The organism is Curtobacterium sp. RIT-PI-V (assembly GCF_025642935.1).
Taxonomy (GTDB): domain Bacteria; phylum Actinomycetota; class Actinomycetes; order Actinomycetales; family Microbacteriaceae; genus Curtobacterium.
This window is the reverse complement of record NZ_JANZKM010000039.1, coordinates 1-19,137: the sequence shown is the minus strand read 5'-3', so window position 1 is coordinate 19,137 and position 19,137 is coordinate 1. Positions and strand designations below refer to the sequence as shown.

At 73.2% G+C, this 19,137-nt stretch carries 15 protein-coding genes; 9 read left to right on the top strand and 6 right to left on the bottom strand.

What is annotated here, in order from left to right:
- Positions 1-868 (bottom strand): NAD-dependent epimerase/dehydratase family protein (locus tag OGL88_RS16785; protein WP_263092198.1); only part of this gene is annotated, 868 nt, incomplete at its 3' end.
- Between the two features lie 123 nt (positions 869-991).
- On the opposite strand from OGL88_RS16785, the gene OGL88_RS16780 reads away from it, so the two are divergent.
- From OGL88_RS16780 to opgC, 4 genes are all read left to right on the top strand, one after another.
- On the top strand, positions 992-1,732 hold the full coding sequence (locus OGL88_RS16780; protein WP_263092197.1) for a TetR/AcrR family transcriptional regulator: 741 nt from the start codon (positions 992-994) through the stop codon (positions 1,730-1,732).
- Between the two features lie 253 nt (positions 1,733-1,985).
- A complete protein-coding gene (locus OGL88_RS16775) occupies positions 1,986-4,010 on the top strand; it encodes a glycosyltransferase (protein WP_374114454.1) in 2,025 nt (674 codons plus the stop codon).
- Positions 4,007-4,417: an ATP-binding protein gene (locus OGL88_RS16770; protein WP_205464014.1), complete on the top strand. Its 411-nt coding sequence runs from the start codon at positions 4,007-4,009 to the stop codon at positions 4,415-4,417. The genes OGL88_RS16775 and OGL88_RS16770 overlap by 4 nt, the downstream gene beginning before the upstream one ends.
- Positions 4,414-6,918, top strand: coding sequence for an OpgC domain-containing protein (gene opgC / locus OGL88_RS16765; RefSeq protein ID WP_263092196.1), 2,505 nt, complete (start codon positions 4,414-4,416; stop codon positions 6,916-6,918). The genes OGL88_RS16770 and opgC overlap by 4 nt, the downstream gene beginning before the upstream one ends.
- A gap of 12 nt (positions 6,919-6,930) precedes the next feature.
- Here opgC and OGL88_RS16760 read toward each other — a convergent pair whose 3' ends face one another.
- Positions 6,931-7,506 (bottom strand): nucleotidyltransferase family protein, encoded by a 576-nt coding sequence (locus tag OGL88_RS16760; protein ID WP_263092195.1) that lies wholly within the window; start codon positions 7,504-7,506, stop codon positions 6,931-6,933.
- Positions 7,503-8,447, bottom strand: coding sequence for a factor-independent urate hydroxylase (gene pucL, locus OGL88_RS16755; RefSeq protein ID WP_263092194.1), 945 nt, complete (start codon positions 8,445-8,447; stop codon positions 7,503-7,505). Before pucL ends, OGL88_RS16760 begins: the two co-directional genes overlap by 4 nt.
- 284 nt (positions 8,448-8,731) lie before the next feature.
- Here pucL and OGL88_RS16750 point away from each other — a divergent pair, with 284 nt between their 5' ends.
- From OGL88_RS16750 to OGL88_RS16740, 3 genes are read left to right on the top strand one after another with little or no spacing between them, the layout of a single operon-like run.
- Entirely contained in the window at positions 8,732-9,550 is an 819-nt protein-coding gene (locus tag OGL88_RS16750; RefSeq protein ID WP_111084899.1) for an FAD binding domain-containing protein, read from the top strand.
- A complete protein-coding gene (locus tag OGL88_RS16745) occupies positions 9,547-12,324 on the top strand; it encodes a molybdopterin-dependent oxidoreductase (protein WP_263092193.1) in 2,778 nt (925 codons plus the stop codon). The genes OGL88_RS16750 and OGL88_RS16745 overlap by 4 nt, the downstream gene beginning before the upstream one ends.
- On the top strand, positions 12,324-13,316 hold the full coding sequence (locus OGL88_RS16740; RefSeq protein WP_111084897.1) for an XdhC family protein: 993 nt from the start codon (positions 12,324-12,326) through the stop codon (positions 13,314-13,316). The genes OGL88_RS16745 and OGL88_RS16740 overlap by 1 nt, the downstream gene beginning before the upstream one ends.
- A gap of 20 nt (positions 13,317-13,336) precedes the next feature.
- On the opposite strand, the gene OGL88_RS16735 is transcribed toward OGL88_RS16740, so the two are convergent.
- Positions 13,337-14,635, bottom strand: coding sequence for an amidohydrolase family protein (locus OGL88_RS16735; protein WP_263092192.1), 1,299 nt, complete (start codon positions 14,633-14,635; stop codon positions 13,337-13,339).
- Between the two features lie 83 nt (positions 14,636-14,718).
- Between OGL88_RS16735 and OGL88_RS16730 the strand changes: the two genes are divergently transcribed.
- Positions 14,719-16,116: an amidohydrolase family protein gene (locus tag OGL88_RS16730; RefSeq protein ID WP_263092191.1), complete on the top strand. Its 1,398-nt coding sequence runs from the start codon at positions 14,719-14,721 to the stop codon at positions 16,114-16,116.
- A gap of 9 nt (positions 16,117-16,125) precedes the next feature.
- On the opposite strand, the gene OGL88_RS16725 is transcribed toward OGL88_RS16730, so the two are convergent.
- Positions 16,126-17,079 carry a PDR/VanB family oxidoreductase gene (locus tag OGL88_RS16725; protein ID WP_263092190.1) on the bottom strand — a complete coding sequence of 318 codons (954 nt, stop codon included), beginning with the start codon at positions 17,077-17,079 and terminating at the stop codon, positions 16,126-16,128.
- Positions 17,076-17,693 (bottom strand): helix-turn-helix domain-containing protein, encoded by a 618-nt coding sequence (locus OGL88_RS16720; RefSeq protein WP_263092189.1) that lies wholly within the window; start codon positions 17,691-17,693, stop codon positions 17,076-17,078. The genes OGL88_RS16725 and OGL88_RS16720 overlap by 4 nt, the downstream gene beginning before the upstream one ends.
- Positions 17,694-17,880: 187 nt before the next feature.
- On the opposite strand from OGL88_RS16720, the gene OGL88_RS16715 reads away from it, so the two are divergent.
- Positions 17,881-19,137, top strand: a 1,257-nt coding sequence (locus tag OGL88_RS16715; RefSeq protein WP_263092188.1) for an amidohydrolase family protein, incomplete at its 3' end; no start/stop codon positions are given.

Sequence of the window (19,137 nt, the reverse complement as noted above, 5' to 3'; positions counted from 1 at the left end):
CGAACACCGTGCGGCTCTCGGCGTCGTCGACCACGTACGGTGCGGTCCACTGGTAGCTCATCTCGGCGAGCTCCCGCATCATCGGCGACACGAGCCCGAGCGCACGGATCGCCACCGCGGGCATCCGGCGGACGGGCACGGGTGCCTTGCCGGCCGTGGCCAGCACCTCGGTCAGTGCCTGCCGCTGGGTACGAGGAGCGTTGCTCGGCACCATCCACGTGCGGCCGTGTGTCCGCTCGTCCGAGGCCGCCGCCATCAGGGTCCTGGCGACGTCGAGCACGTCGGTGAAGGTGTGCGGCAAGTCGGTCCTGCCGATCATCGTCACGGCCTTCCCCTGCAGCGCGGCCGGCAGCACCCGCGTGACGTGCCCGTTCGCCCCGATGCCCGGCCCGACGTAGTCCGAGGCCCGGACCTCGACCGCGCGGACCCGTCCGGCCCGGTGCGCCGCCAGCGCGTCCGCCCACATCCGCGCGCGGAGGATCCCCTTGTGGTCGGTCGCCGCGTCCGGGGTGTCCGGGCGCATCGGTCCGTCGACCGGGCCGTACGGGTACAGGTTCCCGGTGATGGCGTAGACGGCTCCGGTCCGCTCGGCAGCGGTCAGCATCGACGCCGCGAGCGGTGGCCAGGTGCGCTCCCACTGGGTGTAGTCGCCGGGGTTCGCGCAGTTGTACAGCACGGCGGCGCCGTCGGCTGCCCGGGTGAGCGCCTCGGCGTCGGAGGCGTCGAGCGCGAGGTGTCCGACCCCTGACAGGCCGGTGTCGCGGCCCGAGCGTGTGGCGACGGTGACGTGTTCGCCGCGTTCGGCGAGCAGTGCGGCGACGTGGCGGCCCACCGGGCCGGCGCCGATGACGAGGTGGTGGTGCGACATGGTCCCTGCTTCCTTCGGTTCGCGAGAGCGGTGCTCTCGCAACCAGGATGCGTGCTCGGCGATGAAAGAGCAAGAGCACTGCTCTCATTTGTGTGCAGTGCTCTCGTGTGGCATGGTGGCCGGATGGTCCCGACAGCACGCGAGCTCGCCCGGCAGACGATCCGGGCGGACATACTGGCCGCCGCGCGCACCCGCCTCACCGACGAGGGGCCCGCAGCGCTCAGTCTCCGAGCCGTCGCCCGCGACGTCGGCATGGTGTCGTCCGCGGTGTACCGCTACTTCCCGAGCCGCGACGACCTGCTCACCGCGCTGCTCATCGTCGACTACGACGAACTCGGCGCAGCGGTCGAAGCTGCGGACGCCGCGGCCGGCCCGGAACCGGGTGCACGCTGGGTCGCCGCGTGCCGCGCGATCCGATCGTGGTCCGTCGCGCACCCGGGCGACTTCGCGCTGCTGTTCGGGTCGCCCGTGCCGGGCTACGCCGCACCGCGCGAGACGGTCGTGCCCGCCGCGCGGACGACGCTCGCGCTGGTGCGGGTGGTGGCCGACGCGGTCGCGCCCGGCGGGGACGTCAGGTCTGGGTCGGGGGCGGACGGGAGGCCCGGATCACCCGCCGCGCCCACGGCGGCTCCCGGGGCGGCCGGTCCCGCCGTCGCGGACGCAGTGACCACCCTGCGGTCGTTCGGCATCGCACTGCCCGACGAGGTCCTGGTCCGCACCCTGATGGCCTGGTCGACGGTGTTCGGGACGATCTCGTTCGAGCTCTTCGGCCACTTCGTCGGCTCGGTGTCCGACGGCGCCGCCTACTTCGACCAGGTGATCGCGCGGCTCGCCGACGACCTCGGATTCGCCGCAGCGTTCTGACCGGTCGTCTGGTCGGCCCAGGCCGTTGTCCACGACTCGCACTCGGGGCCTGACAGAGTGCCGGTCGCTGCGGTAGACAGGTCCTTACGCCGAGGTCGTGCCCGACGACCGGAGCGGACGGACGGCACGGTGCCCCCTGGGCAGCGGCCGGACGGCACCACACCCGGGCGCGCGCTGCGGCCGGGGCCCGCGCGGATCAGGAGGCACCCTTGCGACGCAGCTCGGCCGACGGCCCCGCAGGCGGAGTGACCGGGTGACCGCGCTCGAGGTCAGCCGCCAGGACCGCCGCCGGCTCACCACCGGCACAGCCCGTCGTCGGCTCGTCACGGTGCGGACGGTCGCGCTCCTGGCGTCGATCGCCGGGGTGAACTACGTCGTCTGGCGCTGGGCCGCATCGGTGAACTGGCACTCCTGGTGGATCGCCGTACCGCTCATCCTGGCCGAGACCTACAGCGTGATCGACTCGCTCCTGTTCGCGTTCGGGGCGTGGCGCCTGCGCGAGCGCGGTGAGCCCCCGACGAAGCCGTCCTCGGACGTCACTGTCGACGTCTTCATCACCACCTACAACGAGCCCGTCGAGATGGTCGTGCGCACGGCCCGTGCGGCGCAGGCGATCACCCACCCGCACACGACGTGGATCCTCGACGACGGCAACCGCCCCGAGATGCGTGCGGCCGCCGACTCGCTCGGCATCGGCGTCATCACCCGTGGCGCCGACTGGATCGACCGTCCCCGGCACGCCAAGGCCGGCAACCTCAACAACGCCCTGCTCGCGACCCAGGGCGAGTTCCTGCTCATCCTCGACGCCGACCAGGTGCCCGAGCCCGGCATCCTCGACCGCACGCTCGGCTACTTCAAGGACCCGCGGATGGCGCTCGTGCAGACGCCGCAGTGGTTCGAGAACGTTCCCGAAGCGGACCTGCTCGGCAGTCAGGCGCCGCTGTTCTACGGGCCGATCCAGCAGTCGAAGGACGGCTGGAACGCCGCCTTCTTCTGCGGGTCGAACGCGATCCTGCGGCGCGAGGCCCTGATGCAACTCGGCATCTCCCGCTACGTGGTCGAGGTCGAGGCCTCGGTGCAACGCACGATCACGACGTCGCGGAAGCTGTTGGCCCGTGCGCGTGAGACCGAGACGGACCCGCGGGTGCTCGGTGCCCTGGACGAGGCCGAAGCCGTCGTCGACCGCGCCCGCGACCAGGTCCGGGCCGGCGAACCGCTCGGCGACGTCACCTACGCGTTCCAGCGGGGGATCGACACGATCGCCTTCCGGTTCGCCGCCGCCGACCTCGAGTCCGTGCGGAACGACCTGCAGGAACTCGCCGCGATGTCGACCGACGCGAACACCTTCGCCGGGCTCGACGACGCCGCGCTCGACGTGCTCGGGCGGCGCGACGCATCGCCGGTGGCGGCCATCGAGTCGATCGCGGTCCTCGCACGGGCACTCGACGTCAACCGCGACGACGAGGCGCAGCCGATCATGCCGCTGGCGACGATCTCGGTGACCGAGGACATGGCCACCGCCATGCGGCTGCACGGGCTCGGCTGGAAGTCGGCGTACCACGACGAGATCCTGGCGAAGGGCCTGGCGCCGGAGGACCTGCCGACCATGCTCGTGCAGCGGCTCCGCTGGGCGCAGGGCACCATGCAGGTGTTCTTCCGCGAGAACCCGCTGGTGCAGAAGGGCCTGTCCTGGGGCCAGCGTCTGATGTACTTCTCGACGATGTGGAGCTACCTGTCCGGGTTCGCCGCGATCGTCTACATCGCGGCCCCGGTGCTCTGCCTGTCGTTCGGCGTCGTGCCGGTGCAGGCCTACAGCGTCGACTTCTTCGCCCGGCTGATCCCGTTCCTCGTGCTCAACCAGCTGCTGTTCTGGGTGGTGGCCGCCGGCAGACCGACGTGGCGCGGGCAGCAGTACTCGCTCGCGCTGTTCCCGGTGTGGATCGAGGCGGTGACGAGTGCGTTCGAGAACGTGTTCCGCGGCAAGCCGCTCGGGTTCCGGGTCACGCCGAAGGTGCGCGACGAGACCGAGCAGAAGCCCCGGTGGGACCTCGTCAAGCCGCAGCTCATCGCGATGGGGGCGCTGGTCGCGGCACTGCTCCTGATCGGCATCCGGTACCTGACGGGCCAGGCGTCCGGCATCGCGCCGCTCGTCAACACCGCGTGGGTCGTCTTCGACCTGTTCATCTTCAGCATCGTGATCCGGGCCGTGCGCTACCGCGGCCCGAGCACGGGGATCCAGTCAGAGCACGAGTCGAGCACCGCCGGAGGACCACTGTGAGCGCCGAGACCACCTTCGACGTCGCCGCGACGCCCGTGTCGCTCGACGAGGTCCAGGACCGCTTCGGCGTCTGGTGGGACGGACTCGGCATCGACGATGCCCGGCTCCGCTTCGCGCTGGAGACCGCGCTGGCCGAGGTCGCCGCGAACATCGTGGAGCACACCACGCGGGCCGACCAGGAGACCGGTCGGCGCTACACCGTGCGGCTCGAGGCGACCGATCGGGCACTCACCGCGGAGCTCACCGACAACGGTCTGCCCGTGGACATCGACCTGAGCGCCGTCACGATGGCCGACGTCGAGCAGGAGAGCGGACGCGGCCTGGCGCTCGCGATCGCCGCCCTCGACCGTCTGGAGCACCGGCACGAGCACGGACACAACGTCTGGACGCTGGTGTGCGACCGGTGAGGCTGCTGGCGGCCCGCGTGGTCGCCGTCCTCGTCACGATCGCGACACTCCTGCTCGGCGGAGCGCTGCCCGCGTCCGCGATGACGGTGCACGCGGCCGCGGCGACGGAGCCCGCGAGCGGCACGACTTGGTTCGGTCCGGACCTCGACTGGGGCGACGACTCCCCGGCGGGCTACGAGGGACGACTCGGCGCGACGCCGTCGATGTACGGGGTGGAGATCGACTACCCGCTCGACCGCTCGGCCCGGCGGGAGCTCCTCCGCGCGACGCGTGCCGCGGCGACGCAGGGCGCGGTCCTCGTCGTGAGCCTCGAGCCCGGGCAGTCGCTCCGGTCACTCGACGCCGCCGACGCCCGCGCCGCGAACACCGTGTTCCAAGAGATCCACGACCAGTACGACACCCAGGTGCTCGTGCGGTTCGCGCCGCAGATGAACGGCACGTGGGTGCGCTGGGGGCAGCAGCCGACCCAGTTCGTGCAGGCGTTCCGGACGCTCGCGACCGCGGTGCACGGCGGCGACTCCGAGGTGCGCATGGTGTGGTCGCCGTCGTACGGTGCGGGCTACCCGTTCGGCGAGTCCGCCGGGCGCCTGGCGGACCTCTCCGCGACCGACGTCGCGAAGCTCGACACCAACGGCGACGGCGAGCTGACCGCGGCCGACGACCCCTACGAGCCGTACTGGCCGGGCGACGCCGCGGTGGACTGGGTCGGGTTGTCGATGTACTACTTCGGCAAGGGCAAGTCGACCGAAGCCGCTGGTCGTGACGTCCCCCTCACCCGCAACGAAGTGCCGGAGCGCGGCGAGGTCGAGTCCCGGTTCGACGAGACGTGGGGCTACGAGCAGCAGCAGGCGGACAGCTTCTACGACCGGTTCGCCGTCGACGGCGACCGGCCGATGCTGCTCGACACCGGTGCGTTGTACGACCACACCCGCCGGGGCGACGCAGAACTGCCGGTCAAGCAGGGCTGGTGGCGGCAGGTGATCGCCTCGGTCCAGGACCGCCCGTTGGTCCGGGGCGTGACCTTCCTCGAGACGAACCGCCGCGAGCCCGAGGCCGGAAACCGGGTCGCCGACTGGCGCGACACCGCGGTGCCGGGGATCGCCGGTTCGTTCCGCACCGACCTCGAGCGCGGCGACCACTTCGCCTTCGGGCCCGTCACGGACCGCGTCACCACGCACCAGGGCAACACCGCGACCGACCAGCAGTACGACACCGGCGGCGACCAGATGGCGTGGATCGTCTGGGTCGCCGTGGGCCTGGCGGTGGTGTTCCTGCTGAGCGGGCTGTTCGGACGGTTGCTGCCGACCTGGCGCTACCCCGACGACGGGAAACCCGGGCGTGACCTGCGGCTCGACCTGTTCCGCGGGTTCATCATCCTGGCGGTGGTGATCACCCACATCGAGATCGGCGGGCCGTACTCGTACCTCACGCTGCACGCGGTCGGTGCGATCACCGGCGCCGAGATGTTCGTGTTCCTGTCCGGCATGGTCCTCGGCATGACCTACCCGTTCGCCATCAAGAAGTTCGGCGAGTGGGCCGCAGCGATCGGGGCGTGGAAGCGTGCCCGCAAGCAGTACCTCGTCACGCTCGTGGTGATCGCGGTCGTCTTCGCGCTGAGCTTCGTCCCGTTCCTGAACACCGACGCGATCACGACGTTCACCGACCGGGGGACCGGCACCGGCGGCGTCGGTGCCGAGGGCCGGGTGTACGACCTGTACCCGAACGCGATGCAGCTGCTCGGCTACCCGCCGCCGTGGTACGCCATCCGACAGTTCCTGCTGCTCGAGATGGGCCCGTGGCCGTTCAACATCATGGGCCTGTTCGTGGTGCTGAGCCTGTTCATCCCGCCCCTGCTCTGGCTGATCCGACGCGGCTTCTGGTGGGTGGTGCTCGTCGTGAGCTGGGCGCTGTACGTGTTCCAGGCCCTCAACCCGGAGTTCCGCCCGCTGGACTCGCAGTTCGAGGCGGTGTTCCCGCTGCTCACCTGGCAGGTCGTGTTCACCCACGGACTCGTGCTCGGGTACTACCGACGGCAGATCATCGGCGCACTCACCGGGCGGCTCGGCAAGGTCCTGGTCGGCATCGGCGTCGGCGGCTACGCGGCGTTCCTGGTGTACGTCTGGGCGGCGAACCACGCCGGGTTCACGCCGGTCCCGTTCCCGGCGTCGATGTACGAGGACCTGTACAACACGGCGTACCAGCGGGTGGACCTGCAGTGGGGCCGACTGGTCGACATCGCGTTCTTCGCGATCGTGTCGTACGCGATCCTGACGGTGTTCTGGAAGCCGATCTCGACGGCGATCGGGTGGCTCTGGATCCCGATCGGGCAGGCGAGCCTCTACGTCTTCGTCTGGCAGGTGTTCTTCGCGCTGGCGATCGCGTCGATCCCCGGCGTGCCGTGGGGCGACTTCTGGATCGGCTTCGTGGTGCACTCGGCGTTGATCCTGCTGGCCTGGTACATGGTGCGGAAGAAGTTCCTGTTCTCGGTCATCCCGCGCTGACGCGCCGTGGGTTCAGTGCGGGACGACCGGGTGGTCCTGGTCGTGACCGTCCCACAGGTCGCCGCACTCGACGGGCTCCGCGCCCGACGACGCGAGCCACGGGCGGGCGCCGTGCGCGGGGTCGCGGGACAGCGCGGCGACCAGCGCGGCGCGGTGCTGGGAGCCGACGACCACCGGGTGTCCCGGTACGCCGTGGTGGACCGCACGGCGGAGCGCCGTCGGGTGGTCGCCGTCGCCGATCACCCGCCGGACGGCCGACGCGGGCAGCCCCGGCAGGTCGACCAGGGAGACGCAGGCCGTCGCCGGACCGGTGACGGCCGCGAGCCCGACGGCGAGCGATGCGCCCGGCCCCGCTGCCCAGTCGTCCGCGACGACGATGGCGACCCCGTCCACGGCGGGCACGAGGGCCCGCGCCCGGTCGGCGGCGGCACCGAGGACGACGACGACCCGGTCGCAGCCGCCGAGGAGGAGCGCGTCGACGCCGAGGTGCAGCCACGGGGTGCCGTCCGGCTCGGCGACCAGCGCCTTCGGCCGCCCCATCCGCTTCCCCGCACCGGCGGCGAGCAGCACGCCCACCACGTCGGTCACACGAACGCCGGCACCGACGTCCACGCAGCAGGGGCCTCCGCGACGCCGTCGCGCACGACGGTGCCGGAGATGAGGCCGTAGGGCCGGTCGGCGGCGAAGAACACCTCGCCGGGGTTGTCCAGGCCGAACGGTGCGAGGTCGACCAGGAAGTGGTGCTTGTTCGGCATCGAGAACCGCACCTCGGCGATCTCCGGGAACGCCTCGATCGCCGAGCGGCCCATCGCGAACAGGGTCTGCTGCAGCGCCAGGGAGTGCAGCTCGGCGAACGTCGCGAGCATGCGGTCGAGGACGCCGGCGTACACGGCGTCGTAGCCGATGCCCGCCGCCACCGCCTCGGGTGTGTACCGCCAGCGGGCCGTCACCGAGGTCGCGAGGATCCGGTCGTCGGTCTCCGCGAGCGTCGTGTACCCGTCACGCGGGAACCCGTGGAACTCGCTGCCCGTCGACTTCAGGACCGTCAGGTCGGTGACCCCGGCGAGCACGTGCACGTCGTCGCCGTCGACCTGCACCACGGCCGTGCGGGTTCCGCGGCCGGCCCGGACGAACGAGTGGTCGTGCTCCCGGCCGTCGACGACGATCCGCTCCCACGTGTGCTGCTCGGCCGACAGGGTGGAGCCGTCGTACCAGTCGAAGGCGGTGCTGAAGTGCCGGCCGAGTCGCAGCAGGAACTCCTCCGGCGTCCCGACCCCGTGCTCCTTCGCGAAGGCGTAGACCGTGTTCTTCTGCGTGTCCGTAGCGACGACCTTCGCGTTGTCGCCCTCGGTGTACGAGTCGGCGAGCGCCGCGCCGCGCAACTGCGTCGTGACGGTCAGGTCCTCGATCTCGTGCCGGTCGGTGTCGCGCGTCACCCGGACGAGCCGGACCTCGGCCTTGCCGTACTGGTTCGCACCGAGGCGGACGGTCGTGGTGGTGGGGACTGGCTGGACGTCGGTGATCTCCATGGAGGCGACGATGACATCCGCGTGTTTCGGCGGTGGGTCGAACACGTCACGACCTCCGCCAGCGGCCACGGCCCGGTCGTGACGCAGCCGTCGAACGCCCGTAACCACACGGAAACACCCGTTCCATAGCGTTGCCGCCACGACGCACCCGATCGAGGAGGGACCCGTGGCGCACACATCCGCACCCCGGCGGTCCTCGGCGTGGAACCGCGGGATGATCGCGCACGGACGACGGTCCGACGGCGCCACCGACACCCGTTCCCCCATCCCGATCGGACCCTGCAATGGACCTCGTCTCCGTCCGCACCGTGCGGACACCGTCGCACCGCGACGACCTCTCCTTCGGCCCCGGTGAGCATCCCCTCGCCGGTGGCACCTGGCTGTACTCGGAGGAGCAGCCGGGTCTGACCGGGCTCGTCGACCTCACGGCACTGGGGTGGCGCGACACCGAGCGCAGCGCCGGAGGGCTCCGGATCGCCGCGACGTGCACGATCGCGTCGTTGCTGCGTGTGGCGCCCGAGGACGACTGGCGTGCCTGGCCGCTCGTCGACCGGTGCGCCAACGCGTTGCTGGCGTCGTTCAAGGTGTGGAACCAGGCGACGGTCGGCGGCAACGTCGCGGTCGCCCTGCCGGCGGGGGCGATCACCGCGCTGCTCGTGACGCTCGACGCGATCGCGGAGGTCTGGACCCCGGACGGCGGGGAGCGCCGGGTCCCGGTGGCGGACCTGGTCACCGGGCCGCGGACGACCGACCTCGCGCCGGGTGAGGTCATCCGGGCGTTCGACGTGCCACGTGCGGCCCTCGTGGCGCGCACCGGGTTCCGCCGGGTGTCCCTCAGCCCGCACGGCCGGACCGGCGCACTCGTCACGACGCGGTGGTCGGCGTCGGGATTCGCCCTCGTCGTGACCGGCGCGACCCCGCGGCCGCTCGTGCTCCGTCACCCCGGGGTCCCGACCGCCGCGGAGGTCGATGCACGGCTGGCGGCCCACGATGCCTGGTACGACGACCCGCACGGTTCCCCCGACTGGCGGCGCGCGGTGACCCGGCGGTTCGCGGCGGAGCTCGTCACCGAGGCGCTCGGGACGACGGGCGGTGCGGCATGAGGTTCGAGGTCGACGGCGCGACGGTGGACGCCGAACCGCAGCCCGGTCAGGTCCTCCGCACCCTGCTCCGCGAGCACGGGGTGACGTCGGTGAAGAAGGGCTGCGATGCGGGCGACTGCGGTGCGTGCTCGGTGCTCGTCGACGGTGTGCCCGTCCACTCCTGCATCACGCCGGCGCACCGGATGGCGGGGCGTGCCGTCACCACGGCGGCTGGGCTCGGCACGCCCGAGGACTCGCACCCCGTGCAGCGCGCGTTCGCCGAGGCCCCGGGCTTCCAGTGCGGCTTCTGCACCGCCGGGTACGTCGTCACGGCTTCCACGCTCGACGAGGACGCGCTGGCCGACCGGCACCGCGCGTTGAAGGGCAACCTCTGCCGGTGCACCGGGTACCGGGCGATCGAGGACGCCCTGGACGGGGTCGCGAACACGGCGTGCGCGGCGGCCGGTCAGGCGATCGGCACGTCGGTCGCCGCTCCCGCCGCGATGGCGATCGTGACCGGACGCGAGGAGTACACGCTCGACGTGCGGCGGACCGAGGGTCTGCTGCACCTCGCGGTCCTCGGCAGCCCGCACCCGCACGCCCGCATCGTGTCGATCGACACGGCGGAGGCCGAAGCCCTCCCGGGCGTGCACGCCGTCCTCACCCACCACGACGACCCCGGCGTGTTGTTCTCCACCGGTCGGCACGAGTCCCGCCTGGACGACCCGGACGACACCCGGGTGCTCGACCGGGTGCTCCGTTTCCTTGGGCAGCGCGTGGCCGCAGTGGTCGCGGACGACGTCCGGATCGCCGAGCAGGCCTGCGCCCTCGTGCGGGTGCGCTACGAGGTGCTGCCCAGCGTGCACGACCCGGACGCGGCCCGTGCTGCCGGTGCTCCGCTCCTGCACGCCGACAAGACGACGGAGGAGCACCGGATCGCCGAGCCGGGCCGCAACGTGGTCGCCGCCCTGCACGGTGAGACGGGCGACGTCGACGGAGCCCTGGCGGCGTCCGCGGCCACCGTCGAGGGCACCTGGACCACGGGCCGCGTCTCGCACGCCGCGCTCGAGACCCACGCGACCCGCGGGTCCGTCGACCGGGACGGGCGACTCGTGCTCCGGACCGCGACGCAGGTCCCGTTCCTGGTGCGGGACGAGATCGCGCACGTGTTCGGCCTCGACCCGAGCCGAGTCCGTGTCATCGCGAAGCGCGTCGGCGGTGGGTTCGGCGGGAAGCAGGAGTTGCTGACCGAGGACCTGGTCACCCTCGCGGTGCTGCGGACCGGCCGCGCGGTGCAGTACGAGTTCAGTCGGCGTGACGAGTTCACGATCGCCCCGACCCGGCACCCGATGCGCGTGCGGGTCCGGCTCGGTGCCGACGCCGAGGGGCACCTGACGGCACTGCACGTCGACCAGACCATGGACACCGGCGCGTACGGCAACCACGGGATCGGTGTCATGTTCCACTCCGTCAGCGAGTCCGTCGCCGTCTACCGGTGCCCGTCGAAGCGCGTGGACGCGGAGTCCGTGTACACGAACAACCTGCCGTCCGGGGCGTTCCGCGGGTACGGACTCGGCCAGGTCGTGTTCGCGATCGAGTCCGCCATGGACGAGCTCGCCCGGGAACTCGGCATCGACCCGCTCGACCTGCGGCGGCGGAACGTCGTGGTCCCCGGAGACCCCCTCGTGGTCACGGACCCGGACGAGCAGGACGACCTGCGCTGGGAGGGCAGTTACGGACTCGACCAGTGCATCGACCTGGTGGAGGACGCCCTCCGCGCACCGGTGCCCGAGGTCCCACGCATGGACGGTCCGCCGCTGGACGACTCGGGCGACTGGGCGTTCGGCACCGGGGTCGCCATCGCGGCGATCGCGACGATGCCGCCGCGCGGGCACCACGCGCACGTGTCGGTCGAGGCCACGGCGGAGGGCCGGTACCGAATCGGCGTCGGCACGGCCGAGTTCGGCAACGGGACGACGACGGTGCACACGCAGCTCGTCGCCACCGCCCTCGGCACCACCACGGACCGGGTCGACGTGCACCAGTCGGACACCGACGCAGCCCGGCACGACACCGGGGCGTTCGGGTCCGCCGGGGTCGTGGTCGCCGGCAAGGCGCTGTACGCCGCGGCGCAGGCACTGCGGGAGGACATGACCGGGCGCGCCCTCGGGATCGTGGCCGCCCGGACACCTCGGACCGCGTCGGGGCCGCTCGAGCCGGCGGTCTCGGTCGGGCCGGACGGCGTCCGCGTCGGGGAGGAGTTCGTCGGGCACGCCGAGCTGCTCGCCGACGGCCCGCTCATCGCGCACGGCAGCCACGACGGCACGCCACGGTCGCTCGCGTTCACCGTGCACGGCGCCCGGGTGGCGGTGCACCGGCCGACGGGTGAGGTCCGCGTGCTGCACAGCGTGCAGGCGGTGGACGCCGGCACCGTCCTGAACCCGGAACAGCTCCGCGGCCAGGTGGAGGGCGGCGCCGCGCAGGCGATCGGCTCGGCGCTCTACGAGGAGGTCGTGCTGGACGAGACCGGTCGGGTGACGACCGACGCGTTCCGGGCGTACCGGGTGCCGAAGATCTCCGACGTGCCCCGCACCGAGGTGCGCTTCGCCGACACGCACGACCCGCTCGGCCCCCTCGGCGCGAAGTCGATGAGCGAGGCGCCGTACAACCCGGTCGCGCCAGCCGTCGCGAACGCGGTGCGCGACGCCGTCGGCGTGCGCCCCCACCGGCTGCCGATGACGCGCGACCGGGTCTGGGCGATGCTCCAGGACGCGACCGATGCCGGGGGTGCGTGATGTTCGAACTGGCACCGCGCCTCCTGGCCGCCCTTGACGCGGGGGACCCCGTGGTCGTCGCGACGGCCGTCGCGATGACGGGCAGCGCGCCGACCGGCGTCGGCTCGTCGATGGCCGTCCTGCCCGGCGGCCAGGTCGTCGGCACCATCTCCGGCGGGTGCGTCGAGGGGGCGCTGTTCGACACTGCGGAGCAGGTCCTCGAGACCGGCGAGGCGGTGCTCGAACGCTTCGGGTTCGACGACGACCCGGACGACGTCGACGCGATGTGGGCACCGGCGCTCCGCTGCGGCGGTCGAGTCGAGGTCCTGGTCCGTCGCGTCCGTCCCGAGGACGTCGACGTCGTGGACGCACTCCGGCGCGCGGCGTCCGGGGTGCCGACGTCGCTCGGCCTCTCGCTCGACCCGGCGACGCTCGGCGCGGTCGTGCACGTCCCCGACGGCTGCGGCGGCCGGCTCTTCGTCGAGCGGGCCGACGTCCGGCCGCGGTGCATCGTGGTGGGCGCGGTCGAGTTCGCCGTGGCCCTCACGAACGCGGCCGCGGTGCTCGGCTACGCCGTGACGGTCGTCGACCCGCGGCCGGTGTTCCTGACCGACGAGCGCTTCCCGGCCGCCGACGAACGCATCGTGGGCTGGCCGACGCGTGTGGTCGAGGCGTTGCCGGTGGACGCGACCACCGCCGTCGTGGTGCTCTCGCACGACGACCGGTTCGACGCCGCCGTGGTCGACTCGGCGCTCCGTCGGGGTGCCGGGTACGTCGGGGCGATGGGCTCCCGCACGACGAACGCCCGCCGGATGGCGGAGCTGCGCGCGCTGGGGACTCCGGACACTGACCGGCTGCGTTCCCCGATCGGGCTCGACATCGGTGCGACGACGCCGGCCGAGATGGCGGTCGCGATCATGGCGGAGGTGATCGCGGTCCGGACCGGCGCCGGTGGCGGGGCGCTCGTCGACGGTGCCGGCCCCATCCACCGCCGGGCGGTGTCCACGAGCTGAGCCGGCGGCGCGTGATCCGGTCAGACGACGGCGGGTGTCCGGGCCAACCGTTCGGCCAGTCGCGCTGCGATCTCCCGCTCGTCCGCCGCGACGAGCTCCCCGTCGCGGACGACCACGCGTCCACCCACGACGACGTGTCGGGGCCGCCGCCCGGGAGCGGCCCAGAGGAGTCCCGCGACGGGGTCGGCGACTCCCGCGTCCGCCACCCCGGAGACGTCCCACACGCACAGGTCGCCCGCGCTCCCGTCGCCGAGGTGCCCGAGCTCCGGGCGCCCGAGCCCCGCCGCGGAACCCTCCGTCGCCGCGCCGAGCACCTGCCGCGCCGGCAGCTGCGGCCCGACCAGCGCCGACACCTGCATGGCCAGCCGGGCGTCCGCGAGCAGGTGTCCGGCGTCGTTGCTGCCGCCGCCGCTCGTGCCGAGGCCGACCGGGACCCCGGCCGCGGCGAGCCGTGCGACGGGAGCGATGCCCCAGCCCATCGGCACGTCGCACCCGGGTGCGTGCGTGGCGGTGGCGCCTGCGGCCGCGAGCCGGGCGATCTCGTCGTCGGTGACGTCGCAGAGGTGCGCGATCGTGACGTCCGGCGCGAGCCACCCCCACTCCTCGAGCAGGTCGAGCGGACGACGGCCGTAGCGCTCGAGCGCGATCGTGGTGTCGACCTGTTCGTTGGCCTGGGTCCGCCGGCGGAGTCCGTGCCGCGCCGCCACCTCACCGAGCGCCCGGAAGGTCGCCTCGCCGTCGGAGTGCACGCCCGCCGGACCGACGGCGACCTGGAGCCCACCGTCCGGGTCCACGCCGCCGACGGCGTCGTCGTGCAGCAGCCGCGACGCGATCGCGTCCGCCGATGCCGCCGCGCGGTCCGGGTCGTCCCGCGCCGAGCCGCGGACGAAGACGAGTCGCCCGCCGAGACCGCGGACCGCGCCCACGGTGGCCGCGGCGAGCGCGACGGTGTCGTCCGTGGTCGCCGCGGCGGGCCAGTTCAGGTGGTGGTCGGCGATCGTCGTGACGCCGGACAGGAGGCCCTCCGCGGCTCCGGCGGACGCCGCCAGTGCGTACAGCTCGGGGTCGTGCCCCACCCGTCCGTACGCCGCGGCCATGGTCGGGAGCCAGGCCGCCATCGGCACGCCGCGGGTGCCGGGCAGGGTGCGGAACGCGGTCTGGAGGAGGTGGTGGTGCGCGTTGACGAGGCCGGCCGTGACGACGCACCCGGATGCGTCGAGGGTGGTGGCGAGGTGGCTGCCGTCGTCGACGACGACGTCGCCCTCCCGTTCGGTCCGGGGGTCGACGAGGACGCGGAGGGCACCGGTGACGGTCAGCATGGTGGTGTTTCTAGCAGTCCCCTGTTTCCGGCCCGTGACCGGCCGGAAACACCCGGGGAACACGCGGACCGTAGGTTCGCCCCATGACGCAGACCCTGATCCGCGCCGGCTGGGTGCTCACCGCAGCACCCGACGGCGCCGCCACGCCCGCCGCGATCCGCGACGGAGCCGTGCTCCTCGACGGCGACCGGATCGCCGCGGTCGGCACGTACGCCGACCTCGTCGCGGCCCACCCGGACGCGCCGGTGCGCGGCGGTGCGTACGACATCGTCACGCCCGGCTTCGTGAACACCCACGGCCACTTCAGCGAGGGGCTCATCACCGGGATCGGTTCGCAGTACACGCTGTGGGAGTGGCTCACGGCGTTGATCGGGCGCGTCAACCCGGTGATGACCCGGGACAAGGCGTACGCGGGCACGGTGCTGCAGGGCATCCAGCTGCTCCGGAGCGGGGTGACGACGGCGAACGACATGTTCTGCGCCGACCCGGTGCCGGACGAACCGGCGACACCCGGTGTGGTGCAGGCGCTCGAGGAACTCGGGCTGCGCGGGGTCGTGTCGTTCGGCTCCGGCGACGTCGACCGCGACTTCGGCGCGACGCCCATCCTGGAGGAGTTCGAGGCCCTGCGCGAGGCCGCCGCCGCCAGCCGGTACAGCACGTTCCGGGTCGGCGTCTCGTCGATCGGGCGGTACACCGACGACACCTGGCAGGAGCACGTCGACTACGCGGTCGCCGCCGGCCACGGCGTGCACGTGCACTTCCACGAGGTGCGCGAGGAGGTCACCGCGGCCCGACAGCGCACCGGACGGACGGCCATCGGGCACGCCGAGGCGACGGGCATGTTCCAGGTCCCGGTGATCGCCGCGCACAGCGTCTGGGTGGACCGCGAGGACCGGGAACGGTACGCGGCCAACGGCGTCGGCGTGGCCCACAACCCGGTCGCGAACGGGATCCTCGCCAGCGGCATCGCCCCGATCGCGGAACTCCGTGCGCTGGGGGTCCCGGTGGGCATCGGGGTCGACGGCCCGGCGTCGAACGACTCCCAGGACTTCCTGCAGGCGATGAAGACGGCCGCGCTGCTCGCCCGGGTGCGGGACCTGCAGGCCACCGCGATGAGCGCCCGCGAGGCCTTCGAGATGGGCACGATCGGCGGTGCCCGTGCCCTGCGCATGGAGGACGAGATCGGTTCGCTGGAGCCGGGCAAGCGCGCGGACCTGGTCGTCCTCGACGGCGACTCCCCGACCCTCGCCAACGTCCACGACCCCTACCAGGCGGTGGTCTTCGTCGCCGGCAGCCGCGAGGTCCGCGACGTCTGGGTGGACGGGGAACTGAGCGTCGCGGACGGCGACGTCACCCGGGTGGACGTGCGTGAGGCGGTCGAACGGGCGCGTCCGCTCGCTCGGCAGCTCGTGGCCGAAGCGGGGCTGGAGCGCCTGTCCGCGCTCACCGGCGGCACACTCGACGGCACGGAGCGTCCGTAGTCCGTCCGGTCAGAGTTCCAGCACCAGTCGCGGGCAGCCGCGCCGGGCGCGGGACACGCAGACCATCATGGTGCGGTCGTCGGCCTGCTCCTCCGGGCTGAGCACGGTGTCCCGGTGCTCGACCGCGCCCTCGAGCACGGGGGTCTCGCAGGTGCCGCACGTGCCCTCCCGGCAGGACGAGAGCACGAAGGCGCCGGCGTCCTCCGCGACCTCGAGCAGGGTCCGGTCGGCGGGGACCGTCACGGTGACGCCGGTGACCGTGAGCTCGACCTCGAAGGCCTCGCCGGGGGCGTCGACGTCCGCGGCGGCCTCGAAGCGCTCGACGCGGACGCTGCCCGCCGGCCAGTGCGCGGCAGCGGCCTCGACCGCGTCCATGAGCCCGCGCGGCCCGCAGCAGTACACGACCGCGTCGCGCGGTGCGGCGAGGAGCGCGCCGACGTCGAGCCGGACGCCCTCGTCGGCCGCGGCCACGACGACCCGGTCGGGGTGCGCCGCGACGAGCTCGTGCACGAACGCCATGCGGTCGCGGGACCGCCCCGCGTAGTGGAGCTCCCACGGGGTGCCGGCGCGTTCGGCGGCGGCGATCATCGACCGGATCGGCGTGATCCCGATGCCCCCGGCGACGAAGACCGCGGGGCGTGCCGGGTCGTGGCCGAAGTGGTTCCGCGGTCCGGCCACCGCGACCTCGTCGCCGACCGCCAGGCCCTCGTGCACGGCGACCGATCCGCCGCGGCCGTCTGGCTCGCGGAGCACGGCGATTCGCCAGTGCCCGTCGACCGTCGTCGTGACGAGCGAGTACTGCCGCTCGGTCCCGGGGGAGACCTCGAGGTCGACGTGCGCTCCGGGTTCCCAGTCCGGCAGTGCCGGACCGTCGACCGGGGCGAGGTCGAGTGCGACGACGTCCGTGGCGACCTCGTGGCGGGCGGCGACGCGCACCCGCCGACGCTCCGGCACGGCGTTCACGCGATCCCTCCGGCGCGCGGGGTCTCCTTGACCACGATCATGTGGAAGCGGGTGCCGTCCGCGCTGCACCACCGGTGGCCGGTGCCGCCGCGGTAGTACGCCGAGTCGCCGGGTCCGAGGTCGAGTGGCTCCCGTCCGCGCAGGTCGAGGTGCACGCGGCCGGCGAGCACGGTGAGGAACTCGTCCTCGTGGTGCTCGAAGTACTCGCCGAGGTCCGTGTTGTCGCCGACCCACTCCAGCGGCTCGAACGCGTGCGGGCCGGCGTGCACGAGCAGCCGGGCCTCGCCGCTCGAGAACGGTCCGCGGGCGCCCTCGCCGGCACGGATCACCTCGGGCAGGCGGACGTCGTGCCCCGGGCGCTCGGGGGCACCGGCGGCGAGCAGTTCGACCTGGGTCGTCCCGAGCGCCGTGGCGATCTTCTCCAGGGACACCATGCTGGCGCGGGAGTGCCCGCGCTCGACCTGGCTGAGGAACGGGTGCGACAGACCGGTCAGCTCGGCGACCTGGACGAGCGTCAGTCGTGCGGCGCGTCGGCGGGCACGGATGTGCTCACCGATCCGCTGGGTCTGATCGTCGACGACGCGGTCGGTCTCGGTGGTGGTGCCGGTGCTCACGCGGACTCCTCTCGTCCTCGGTTGGGTCATCCCGACCGGTCGGACGGAACGCTCGTTCCCGCTCCCGGTGACGTCGGGTCGGGCGTCACACACGGCAACCGCCTCGAAACGAGAGGGAAACACCGCAGCCCTAGCATCGGAGATGTTGATGCGATCAACATTCTCACACACGATCGAGAGGCTCCGGATGGACTCGTCAGTGCCCCGCCCGATCGCCCTCCTGCGCTCCGCACTGCTGCCGGACGGCCGCTCGGTCGACGTCGCGATCGACGGCGCGACCGTCTCGACCGTGGCACCGGCCGGCACCCTCGCGGCCCCGGCGGAGGAGACGATCGACCTCGGCGGCCGGCTGCTCCTGACCGCACCGGCAGAACCGCACGCCCACCTCGACAAGGCCCTCAGCGCCGACGCCATCCGGCCGCCGCTCGGGGACCTCGGCGCCGCGATCGCCTCGTGGACCGCGCACGCGACGACCATGACCGTCGAGGACATCGCCGACCGTGCCCGGACCGCCGCCCTCACGCTGCTCGCCGCCGGCACCACGGCCGTCCGGAGCCACGTCGACGTACTCAGCGGCCGGCACAGCGCGGCCGACCGGCCCGCCACCACGGAGCAGGCCCTGCGCGGCGCCCGTGCCCTCGTGCAGGTCCGCGACGAACTCGCCGGCCTGATGGACATCGAGCTCGTCGCCCTCGCCGGCCCGCTCGCCCCCGACGAGCACGTCGAGGCGGTGCTCGACCTCGGCGTGGACCTGGTCGGCGGCGCACCGCACCTCGCCGAGGACCCCCTCGCCGACGTCGACCGACTCCTCACCATCGCCCGCCGACGGGGCATCGGGGTCGACCTGCACGCCGACGAGAGCCTCGACGGTCCGGTGACCCTCGACCACTACGCCCGGGCGTCCCGCTCGCTGCGGCGGGACCGGCAGTACTCCGCCGGGCACTGCGTCCGGCTCGGCACCCTGGGGCCGGAGCGACTCGCCGAGGTCGTCGCCGACGTGGCCGCAGCCGACCTCGGGGTGATCACGCTCCCGATCACGAACCTGTACCTGCAGGGCTGGCAGCACCCGGTCGCCACGCCGCGGGGACTGACCGCCATCCACGCGCTCCTCGACGCCGGCGTCCGCGTCGCCGCAGGCGCGGACAACGTCCGCGACCCCTTCAACCCGGTCGGCCGGAGCGATGCCTTCGAGACCGCATCGCTGCTCGTCTCCGCCGGCCACGTCACGCCGGACCAGGCGTACGCGATGGTGAGCGACACCGCCCGGAGCGTGATGGGCCTCCCGGCCGCCGGTCCCGTCCCCGGGCGGCGCGCCGACCTGCTCGCCGTGGCCGCGACGAGCGTCACCGACGCCGTCGCGAACGCCCCCGCCGACCGCATCGTCCTGTCCCGCGGGCGACTCGTCGCCCGCACCGAGGTGCGACGGACCGTCGCCGCACCGGCC